Source organism: Escherichia sp. E4930, assembly GCF_005845405.1.
Lineage (GTDB): Bacteria > Pseudomonadota > Gammaproteobacteria > Enterobacterales > Enterobacteriaceae > Escherichia.
The window spans coordinates 1-10,802 of sequence record NZ_VCDZ01000057.1 but is presented as its reverse complement, the minus strand read 5'-3'; the positions used below and the strand labels follow the sequence as shown (position 1 = coordinate 10,802).

Genomic DNA, 10,802 nt, shown 5'->3' with positions numbered 1-10,802 from the left:
CTACTGGATACCTCGGTTGATGCCTACCGACAACAACAACTCCGGCGGGAAAACCCCCGGCAACTGATCCAGTTCAGTAGTGTGGATTATACGGGGATGCTTACGGTCACCGATCCTGGGTTATTTCTGCAACGTCTCAGTCAGGGGTATGGCAAAAGCCGGGCGTTCGGTTGTGGTCTGATGCTGATCGAACCTGGGGCAGAGGCGTGACGTTTGTACCGCTGAGCCCGATCCCATTAAAAGATCGCACCTCCATGATCTTCCTCCAGTACGGTCAAATCGACGTACTTGACGGCGCTTTCGTGCTGATCGACAAAACCGGGATCCGCACGCACATTCCGGTGGGATCGGTCGCCTGCATTATGCTCGAACCGGGAACGAGAGTTTCCCACGCGGCGGTGCATCTGGCCGCCACGGTGGGAACACTGCTGGTCTGGGTCGGTGAAGCGGGTGTTCGCGTCTACTCTTCCGGACAACCCGGTGGGGCGCGTGCTGATAAGTTACTCTACCAGGCAAAACTGGCTTTAACGGAAGATCTACGCCTGAAGGTGGTGCGCAAAATGTATGAATTACGTTTTCGTGAGCCACCGCCAGCTCGCCGTTCAGTGGAGCAGCTACGGGGAATTGAGGGATCCCGCGTTCGCCAAACCTATGCATTACTGGCGAAACAATATGGTGTGAAATGGAATGGTCGCAAATACGATCCTAAAGACTGGGAAAAAGGCGATGTTGTCAATCGCTGCATCAGTGCTGCCACATCATGCCTGTACGGTATTTCTGAAGCGGCAGTATTAGCCGCGGGATATGCGCCAGCTATTGGATTTATCCATAGTGGCAAACCGCTTTCATTTGTTTATGACATAGCCGATATCATTAAATTTGATTCGGTTGTGCCAAAGGCATTTGAAATAGCGGCGAGGCAACCCGCAGAACCGGATAAAGAAGTCAGGTTGGCTTGTCGCGATATTTTCCGTAGCACAAAGTTAACGGGCAAATTAATTCCGTTAATTGAGGAAGTGCTTGCCGCAGGTGAAATTGAACCACCACGACCCGCGCCGGATATGCTACCGCCAGCCATCCCTGAACCTGAAACGCTGGGTGATAGCGGTCATCGAGGACGCGGCGGATGAGTATGATCGTAGTTGTAACGGAAAATGTTCCTCCACGTTTACGTGGACGGCTCGCTATCTGGCTACTGGAAGTCCGTGCTGGCGTTTATGTCGGTGATACATCCAAACGTATTCGGGAGATGATCTGGCTGCAAATCACCCAACTGGCAGGTTGCGGAAATGTGGTGATGGCCTGGGCGACCAATACCGAGTCGGGTTTTGAATTTCAGACCTGGGGAGAAAACAGACGTATTCCGGTAGATTTGGATGGGTTACGGTTGGTTTCGTTTCTTCCTGTTGATAATTAATAAGTTATCCGTTCTTTAAAAATAAGGAAATGTTTGAATTTAGTTGGTAGATTGTTGATGTGAAATAAAGTTGTTTAAAAACAGATATGTATGCTTAGTGTGTTCCCCGCGCCAGCGGGGATAAACCGCATCGTAGAATTCAGCTCGTTGCTCACTGGTAGTGTTCCCCGCGCCAGCGGGGATAAACCGGTATTAAAATTCGTTATTTTGGCTGTGGTGAAGTGTTCCCCGCGCCAGCGGGGATAAAGCGCCGCACGCCTTTCCATTTCCCGGACGAATGCAGTGTTCCCCGCGTGCGTATTTTCATGGAAGGAGATCACCCAATAACCCCCTGTGTCAGGATAGTTGTCAGCTTGTGAGTGAGGTTACTGGCCTAGAACGGAAATACCTGACGACAAGTGCTGCTCATCCGGAGAAGGTCATTCCTTCTGTAAGCAACAGCTCTGGCAGGGGGAACAGAGCTGTAATGATTGTACATATAATTAGAGTTGACTACCTTCGCTGCATGAAAACTTTATTCAGGTTGACTGGGCTTTTGAATGAGAAAAGTCTCAGGGGGCAACCTTCATTAACCTGTTTTCGTAAAGCAAGTGGCATTTTACCGTTACCAGACCACGTCTTGGTATCGCCGTTCTCATCCTCAAAGATATATTTCGTTTTTCTCACACCGCCTTTGGGTTTTCGTTTGGTTTCCGTTGTCCCTGCAATAGCAGAAATTGGACCCTGCCATTCTTCCGGGTCAAGCCCCACAGAACTGATGTAGTCAAATACCTGTTGACATTTAGTTTCCAGTTCCTTACGTTCAGCCGCTTTTCGTTCAGCATCTTCACGGCGTCTTCAATAACAGCGTTGAGCTTTTCCTGCATGTCGAGTAATTGCTCAAAATAAACTCCGCGTACATACATGCGTAGTGAACGAATATTCGTCATTGTTCGACTGATGATGCTGTATTCTTCTTCTTTAGTCAGTTTGCACATAATTCCCCCCTCTTTTGCAATAAACGTGTTTTCTCTGGTGGGTTGATTACCCAGTCTTTTTTACTGTGTCTGACATTTTGTACTGTGGTGCAGTTGTAATGCAAACCTTCCTTCCGGGCTTTTTGGACACAGCATTTCAGTCCTGGCTCCATCATTACCATTTTGTTGATTCGAAACGAAAACCCTCATCAATATCGATCGATTTTGCCGATCGATATGATCGTATCGATCGGTTGTAACCATTTTACCCTATCTTTTTCATGGTTTTAAAATAGGCAACCCTATTTGTCGAGTAGGGTAAGAACCAACGGAGATGATTGGAATGAAAAAGGTTATTGCGGTTTCAGCGCTTGCAATGGCAGGCATGTTTTCGGCCCAGACTCTGGCTGATGAGAATAAAACAGGCTTTTATGTGACCGGTAAAGCCGGTGCTTCAGTTGTGAATCAGACTGACCAACGCTTCCGCCAGGACTTTGGGGATGATGTTTATAAGTATAAGGGCGGCGATAAGAACGATACTGTATTTGGTGCCGGCCTTGCGGTGGGCTATGATTTTTATCAACATTACAACGTTCCAGTGCGCACGGAAGTGGAATTCTATGGCCGTGGGGCTGCAGACTCCCGCTATACACTGGATACATGGCATTCTCCGATGGGGGATGGTGGTCAGGAAGACACACAGAACAGGCTCAGTGTGAATACCCTGATGATGAACACGTATTATGATTTCAGAAACAGCAGTGCATTCACGCCATGGGTATCTGTTGGGGTGGGTTACGCACGGGTACATCATAAGGCGACATATACTGATACTTCCTGGAATAAATCTGGTGAGGTAAGTGATATTTCTGCGTTACATTACTCGGGATATGATAACAACTTCGCATGGAGTATTGGGGCAGGTGTTCGCTATGACGTAACTCCGGATATCGCTCTTGACCTCAGCTATCGCTATCTGGATGCTGGTAAATCCTCCCTGTCTTACAGGGATGCAGAAGGGGATAAATATAAATCAGAGGCTGACGTTAAAAGTCACGACATCATGTTTGGTGTGACTTATAACTTCTGACAGCCATTTCTGCCTGCGCTTTGGGGCACAGTAAAGTGCAGGTATGACAAATCAATAACAGATATCCTGATAACATTCTCCCTCTGGCAATTAATAATTTCAGATGAATGAAATATAAATAGAGTAAAATATTACTCTCGTTGATTTTTTACAGGGGACAGGTGGTGCGCAGTATGGTTGCCAGCCTGTTAAATGAAAAAAGACTGTTGTTGGGGTATGTTGTTTTTTGGCTATATCAGCCCTTCCGGAAACAATAAACCGCATTACGAAAGAGGCCCCAGACATCTGGTTTAAAGTTTGAACATAATCAAATAAAAATCTGTTACCGGAGGGCGTAGTTTTGTGGAACTGACAAATGATGTCAGGGGTATTTATATAATTCACTTACACAAGAGTAATACTAAGGTGCAGTGATTTATGGCTGACTCAACGAGAAATCGCTCAGCGGAGCGTTTGGTTGATATCCTTGTTGAATTACAGAGTTATGGCGTGGTCAGTCGCCATAATTTGATGAAAAAATACAACATCACTGAGCGAACAGCATATCGTGATCTGAATATGCTTTCTCCCTTTATTGAAGCCTGTGGCGATGGAAAATACCGGCTTATTTCAGCAAGAGCAGGAAACCAGAGCAAAGAATCACTGCACAAATCTCTGGCCAGGTTACTGGATACTGATGCGATTTTTCCTGAACGGGATGAAGGTTTCTGGCAGAAATTAGAAAACAGGGCAACCGAAAAGCATATTCGTGTTCAGTTTCATAACCCTGAGCACACCATCAGGGATGATTTAAGAAAATATCTTGATGTTCTTGAAAAAGCGATCTGCAACAGTAATGTTTGCCAGATTGCATATGCCGGTAAGACCAGAATCGTTCATCCCTATAAATTAACTAATCAGAGAAGTATATGGTATTTGCTGGCTACTGAAGAGAACAAGTTAAAGTCGTTTTCATTAGCTAAAATAAAATGGCTGGATATAAAAAAAGAAAAGTTTGCAAAGAGTGAGGAAATACAGTCACTGATAAGTGAGTCATGTGACCCGTGGGTGAGCGACAAAACATTTGATGTAGTGTTGTTCATTCACAGTAATATCGCCCATTATTTTTTGCGACGGGACTTACTTCCTTACCAGCAATTGCTACACAAACATGACAATGGCATTACGCTGTCATGCAAGGCTGCACATAAAAATCAAATTATCCCGTTGATTTTATACTGGCTACCGAATGTTGAAATTATTGAACCAGTATGGCTGAAAGAAGCCGTGTTAACAATGTTAGGAAAATACCTCACCGCTGAGAATGTTTCCTGAAATACTTCAGTTGACTGATGATAAAGTAATCTGTACAGGAGGAAAAGAATGGCATTACCTTTCATTATTTTGGGTGTGGCTGCCGGTGCTGCGGCATTCGGCGGAAAAAAAGCTTACGATGGATATCAAAAAAAGTCAGAAGCAGAGGATGTGCTCGAAAAAGCAAAAGAGCGTTACGAGGAGCATAAAGGAAAATTTGAGCAGTCTGAAGCTCAGACATCATCAAAATTAACAACGCTCGGAAATAAAGAGCTTGAGATTGGTAAAGATTTCAGTGAGTTCGACAGGATTGCTGCTGAGCTCCTGGCGCGTCTGGAAAAAGAGGGCAATAAAGACCTGAAACTGAGTGTCCCGCAACATAACATCAATAAGATTCAGAACCTGGCCATTTCAGCGACAGAATATCTCAGTACGGTCGTTGCTGCCGGAGTTTCCGGGGCTGCTGCGGGTTTTGCTGTGTATAGCGGAGTGATGGCATTTGCTGCGGCTTCTACAGGTACACCCATTGCAGCGCTTTCTGGTGCCGCGGCTTATAACGCGACGATGGCGGCAATTGGTGGGGGCTCACTGGCTGCAGGGGGCATGGGAATGGCTGGTGGCGCAATGGTATTAGGCACTGCAGTGGCTGCACCGTTGATTGCCATAGCGGGCTGGGCTTACGACAGACATGCGACGAAAGCTCTTGAAAATGCCCATCAGTGTGCCTGCAAAGTTGAACGGGCAGTTAAGAAAATGAATCTGGCCCGGGAGCATTTTGCAAAAGTTAATCAATACGTTGATGAAATTCTCGCTGCACTGAACAGAATGCATGCTGTATTTATTAAACACTATTTTGAGCCGCTTAAATCCATGCATTCTGTTATTACAGAACAACAGGATATCAGTGTATCAGATGAAGTCATTGTGCTTATTGACCATGGATATTCACTGGCCGCTATTATGACGGATATTATTACAACGCCACTGTTTAAACCGCGGAAACAGGAAAATGGTGAGGCAGTGATAAAAGATAACGTTATTGAAATGGAAAAGGATGATAATGGAATGAATGTTATTAATAAGGAAGAGCTGGATGATGTACTGGCCAGTTCGGTTGTGAAATTTGATGATTTTTCATCCCGGAGTTAATGATTTACCGGGCGTTAAAGCCCGGCTTTACAAGAAGTGAAATAACATGAATGTGGAAAAATTTGACTGGACAGAAGAGTTACATCAGACCATGGTGAAGAGCCTGGTTACATCATTCGGGCTGGATTTTCTGTTGCTAAATGATCGTAAGGGTGGTGATGTTGACACTATCCATAATGTGCGTAATGGCATTTATGCCACGGAGGCTGAGCGACAGCGGTATGAAGGTCGTGGCGACTATGATTCTCATCATTACCACAGCCATGAGAACTACATCGCGACGAACCGGAAAGGAAAGCGTGCACATCAGGCAGGGACTCTTACTGATGCATATACAGGCGAAGTGTTTGCTTCAGACGATAAAAAAAATCTGGATCATATTATTTCCGCTAAAGAAATTCATGATGATCCGGGGAGAATTCTTGCTGAACGGGATGGTGCAGAACTGGCAAATGACGCTTCAAATCTGGCATTCACTCATGAGTCGCTCAATAAATCAAAGAAAGCAGACTCAATGGATGCGTTTATTTGCACGCTGCAGAAAAACAGAGAAGATACGTTAAGGCAGATAGCAGAGCTTGAATCTCAGGCAACACTGACAGAAAAAGAAAAGAAACGTCTGATAAGTCTGAGAAAAAAAGCTGATGCAGATACTGAGCGTATGGAAAGGGCTGATAAATATGCCCGGGAAAAATACGAGGCCACGATTAATCAGAGCTATTACCTGAGTAGTAAGTTTGCTACTGCTGTCGCCAGTGCTTCACTTAATTCCGGTTTTCGTATGGGGACGCGACAGATGCTGGGGCTTATTCTTGCCGAGATCTGGTTCGAACTGAGGGAACGAATCCCGCATATTATCAGACAGCAACGGAACTCATTCTGCGCCGGCAAATGCCTGTCCGAAATAACGTCAGCATTACGTGCCTGCCAGGAACGAGTACAGGAAAAATTCAGTTCTTTTTTAATTGCCTTTAAAGATGGTGTCATCGGAGGGATACTGTCAGGTATTACCACAACGCTGTTAAATATATTCCTGACGACGGAAAGAATGATTGTCCGGCTTATCAGGGAAATGTGGAACAACCTCGTTCAGGCCTTTAAAGTCCTGGTATTTAACCCGGAGGGATTATCGCCGGGGCAGTTAGCCAAAGCGGTCACTAAACTGATAGCAGCAGGTGTGGCTGTTGCCGGTGGGGTGATGATAAATGAGGCGATGGCGCAGATCCTTATTTTTCCATTTGGTTCAGAGCTTGCTGCCTTTTGTGGTGCGCTGACGACAGGTATTCTCGGGCTGGTGATGAATTATTATCTCGAATATAGCGAGGTTATGCAGCGGGTATGGGCATTTCTGGACAAATTTAAGGATAAGTTCCGGCGGTCACTGGAATACTTTCAGGCAGTCAATGCTGAACTTGATCGCTATCTTGTGGAACTTACTGCACTGGAATTTTCTGTTGATGCTGCCGCGTTAAATCATTTTTCACTTCATCTGGATAGCGTAAACAGTGAGATAGAGCGCGGACTTCTGCTGAGAGAAGAAGTCAGCCGACGAGGGATTGCGTTGCCGTTTGAGTCAGGAAATGTGGCTTCTGTTCGTGACTGGTTAAATAAGCGATGAAATTACACCCTCCATTTCCCTGTAACCAGTGTGGGGCCTGTTGTCGTCATGTCAACAGGGCGGGTGAAACGCAATGTCTGGATCGTGGTGACGGTATTTGCCGTCACTATCAGACTGATTCTCATTTGTGTGCAATTTATGATAAACGCCCACAGATTTGCCGGGTTGAAGACCAGTATTTACTGAATTATCAGTCTCAGTACAGCTGGCAGGAGTTTATTGCATTAAACCAGGCCGCCTGCCTTATTCTGAATAAACTGTAATGCCATTAATGGCGGCGTCAGGATAGAAACTGAGAGAACATAAAACAGTAAAATGTCATTCCGTTCAGCAGCCAGCGTTGCTTTCTCCGGCTGCTGTTATTGTAAGGCATTTTCGTTAAGAACGCAGAAGGAGAAGATCGTGAGATTGCTGTTAAAAGGGCTCGTCGGAATGGCGCTGGCCTGGCTTGTTATTGGTTTCGGGATGGAGTTATTTTTTCTCGCCGATCGGGTTCATCCGGCATTAAGAGTAATCGTTGGCCTGGGGATGTTATTCCTGATGATAATGATTGCGGGTGGTATGTGCGGTTCTCTTCTGTCACGAAAGAAAACATCATGACGTTCCTGTTTACGCCGTTACATTTGTGGCGGCGGATGATACCTGTTTTATGATTATTCAGAAAAATGTATTTACCTGTCACGGCATGTTCAGCGAGCGGCGCCGGACAGAAATATCGCTTTTACTCAATTATTATGAAAATTAATCTTCCATTCATACACTGGCCACGGATTAGCAATGATAAGCGCCTCGTGTTATCAGTGGTTGTCTTTACCCTTTCTAATCTCCTTGTATCCTCAGGAGCGCATCTGATTTACCGGATATTATTATTTATCCTGGTGCTTCTTATTATTAAGGCGATGAAATCGCTTACGCTGCGTTTTATTCTGGCCTTTCCGTTCACATTACTGACTGCGGCAGATATCAGTATCAGCCTGTATTCATGGTGTACATTTGGCACCACATTCAATGATGGTTTTGCAATCAGTATCCTACAGACAGATCCTGATGAAGCAATAAGAATGTTCAGGATGTATGTCGTCTATGTTATTGCGTTTATTATCCTCTTTTTATTGTTCTTCTGTTCAGCAATAAATAAAACGTCCTCATTGCCTTCGGGAAAGGCCACAGTAATTACATTTTTATCGTTAATTACAGTAACGTTATATTCTTCCTTTCAGTTTGCGTTGAAAAAACAGTATCAAATAAACGAAGTTGATCCTTACATAGTCGCTTCCCGGTTTGCCACATATACCCCTTTCTTTAATCTGAACTATTTTGCACTGGCCGTAAAGGAGCATCAGAGATTAATGACGATTGCTGATACCATACCTCACTACGAGCTGATGATTACAGACAATAATATTGATGAATTTGTACTGATCATCGGTGAATATGCAAGGACTGACAACATGTCCATTTACGGGTATTCGCGCCCAACCACACCAGAGCTTCAGAAACAGAAATCACGACTGAAACTGTTCACTCAGGCAATCAGTGGCGCACCTTACACTGCGCTGGCTGTTCCTCTGGCGTTATCTGCCGATAGTGTACTGCATCATGATATCCGTAATTACCCTGATAACATTATCAACATGGCGAATCAGGCGGGGTTCGATACCTGGTGGCTCAGTTCGCAGTCCGCTTTCCGGCAGAACGGAACGGCTGTGGCCAGTATCGCCATGCGGGCCAGAAACAGAATTTATGTCAGAGGCTATGATGAGTTACTTCTCCCACACCTGGCTGAAGCACTGAACAGTAATCCGGGGAGCAGGAAACTGATTGTTCTGCATTTGACGGGCAGTCATGAGCCAGTCTGCAGTAACTGGCCCAGAGATAAAGCCGTGTTTAAACCGCTGGATACAGAAGAAGTCTGCTACGATAATTCCATTCATTATACCGACAGTTTGTTGGGACAGATTTTCGCCATGCTGGAAACGCGTCGGGCATCAGTCATGTATTTTTCAGATCACGGTCTGGAGTATGACCCGACAAAAGAACATGCCTATTTTCATGGTGGAATAAAACCCAGTCAGCAGGCTTATCATGTTCCGATGTTTATCTGGTACAGCCCGACACTGGGAGAGCATGTCGATCGCCAGACGGTGAACAGCGTTTTTTCCACTGCGTATAATGATTATCTGATTAATGCATGGATGGGCGTAACCAGACCGGCTCAACCGAAAACGCCGGAGGAGGTGATTACCCGCTGGCAGGGGAAATCCGTGGTTTTTGATGCCAGTCATAACGTGTTTGACTACAAAGTATTATGAAAGAACTTTAATGAAACCCTGGAGTAATTCATTAAAGTAATTTATTTCGCTATCTTTTTTCCGGTTACTCACAAAGAAAAATATTCATAAAATAATTCCCGGGCTGGCAGCCCGGGATGATTACTATTTTAATGGATTGTTAATCTTTGCATATTCAAACGGGCTGATACATTGTTCTCTGTTCGCATCCAGAAAATCTGCCCACCACTGTAGCATCAGTCGCCGTTCTTCCAGATGTTCTGCTTTATGGATATACGCAGCACGTACACCATTACGCTCCTGATGGCTCATCTGACGTTCCACAGCATCGCGGGACCACAAACCTGATTCAATCAATGCACTGCACGCCATCGCCCGGAATCCATGGCCACAGACTTCCCGGGTTGTGTCATACCCCATCACCCTGAGGGCTTTATTTACAGTATTTTCACTGATTGGTTTACGCGGGTCATGTGCACCCGTAAATATCAGACCATTTTCACCTGCCCATGTCTGAAGTTCTGTCAGTATGGCTACAGCCTGTTGGCTGAGTGGCACAAGATGTGGTGTTCGCATCTTGGAGCCCCGGTGTGAGTATTTTACGCCCGGCAGAGGTTCGCGTTCGGCTGGAATAGTCCACATGGCATTGTCAATATCAATTTCAGACCAGCGGGCATATCTGAGTTCACTGGAACGAATAAAAACCAGTAAATTCAGCATAACTGCCAGTCGGGTGACAGGCTGGCCTTTATAACCGTCAATACGCGACAGAAGTTCAGGCAGGCGTGAAAGATCCAGAGCAGGGCGATGCTGGCGTTTTACCGTGGTCAATGCACCAGCCATATCCAGAGCCGGGTTATATCTGATGATGCCAGACTGTACGGCATAACGCATTACAGCAGATATTCTTTGCTGCAGACGACTGGCGATTTCATAAATTTGTTTAGCTTCTGCAGCACGAACAGGGATAAGCAGGTCCGGGGTACTG

The 10,802-nt window shown here is 45.5% G+C and carries 10 protein-coding genes and 1 pseudogene; 9 read left to right on the top strand and 2 right to left on the bottom strand.

Going from position 1 to position 10,802, the window contains the following annotated elements; all coding sequences use genetic code 11:
* The 3 genes from cas6e to cas2e form a co-directional block, all read left to right on the top strand.
* On the top strand, window positions 1-210 hold a 210-nt coding region (gene cas6e, locus FFT88_RS24785), incomplete at its 5' end, for a type I-E CRISPR-associated protein Cas6/Cse3/CasE (RefSeq protein WP_135405940.1).
* Complete coding sequence (gene cas1e / locus FFT88_RS24780; protein WP_135405939.1) at window positions 207-1,130, top strand: type I-E CRISPR-associated endonuclease Cas1e; 924 nt, start codon at window positions 207-209, stop codon at window positions 1,128-1,130. The genes cas6e and cas1e, both read left to right, overlap by 4 nt.
* On the top strand, window positions 1,127-1,417 hold the full coding sequence (gene cas2e / locus FFT88_RS24775; RefSeq protein ID WP_096998171.1) for a type I-E CRISPR-associated endoribonuclease Cas2e: 291 nt from the start codon (window positions 1,127-1,129) through the stop codon (window positions 1,415-1,417). The genes cas1e and cas2e overlap by 4 nt, the downstream gene beginning before the upstream one ends.
* A 514-nt stretch (window positions 1,418-1,931) precedes the next feature.
* Here the strand turns inward: cas2e and FFT88_RS24770 are convergent.
* Window positions 1,932-2,394 (bottom strand): annotated as a pseudogene (locus FFT88_RS24770) (H-NS family nucleoid-associated regulatory protein).
* Window positions 2,395-2,716: 322 nt separating this feature from the next.
* Here FFT88_RS24770 and tia point away from each other — a divergent pair.
* From tia to FFT88_RS24730, 6 genes are all read left to right on the top strand, one after another.
* Window positions 2,717-3,463: an invasion outer membrane protein Tia gene (gene tia, locus FFT88_RS24765; protein ID WP_135405938.1), complete on the top strand. Its 747-nt coding sequence runs from the start codon at window positions 2,717-2,719 to the stop codon at window positions 3,461-3,463.
* Between the two features lie 417 nt (window positions 3,464-3,880).
* Entirely contained in the window at window positions 3,881-4,777 is an 897-nt protein-coding gene (locus FFT88_RS24760) for a WYL domain-containing protein (RefSeq protein WP_135405937.1), read from the top strand.
* A 48-nt stretch (window positions 4,778-4,825) separates the two neighbouring features.
* Window positions 4,826-5,905: a chemotaxis protein gene (locus tag FFT88_RS24755; RefSeq protein WP_135405936.1), complete on the top strand. Its 1,080-nt coding sequence runs from the start codon at window positions 4,826-4,828 to the stop codon at window positions 5,903-5,905.
* 46 nt (window positions 5,906-5,951) lie between these two features.
* Entirely contained in the window at window positions 5,952-7,523 is a 1,572-nt protein-coding gene (locus FFT88_RS24750; protein ID WP_001601292.1) for a hypothetical protein, read from the top strand.
* Between the two features lie 402 nt (window positions 7,524-7,925).
* A complete protein-coding gene (locus FFT88_RS24740; RefSeq protein ID WP_001238004.1) occupies window positions 7,926-8,123 on the top strand; it encodes a hypothetical protein in 198 nt (65 codons plus the stop codon).
* Window positions 8,124-8,188: 65 nt separating this feature from the next.
* Window positions 8,189-9,835 carry a sulfatase-like hydrolase/transferase gene (locus tag FFT88_RS24730; protein ID WP_135405935.1) on the top strand — a complete coding sequence of 549 codons (1,647 nt, stop codon included), beginning with the start codon at window positions 8,189-8,191 and terminating at the stop codon, window positions 9,833-9,835.
* Window positions 9,836-9,958: 123 nt separating this feature from the next.
* On the opposite strand, the gene FFT88_RS24725 is transcribed toward FFT88_RS24730, so the two are convergent.
* On the bottom strand, window positions 9,959-10,802 hold an 844-nt coding region (locus FFT88_RS24725; protein WP_135405934.1), incomplete at its 5' end, for a site-specific integrase.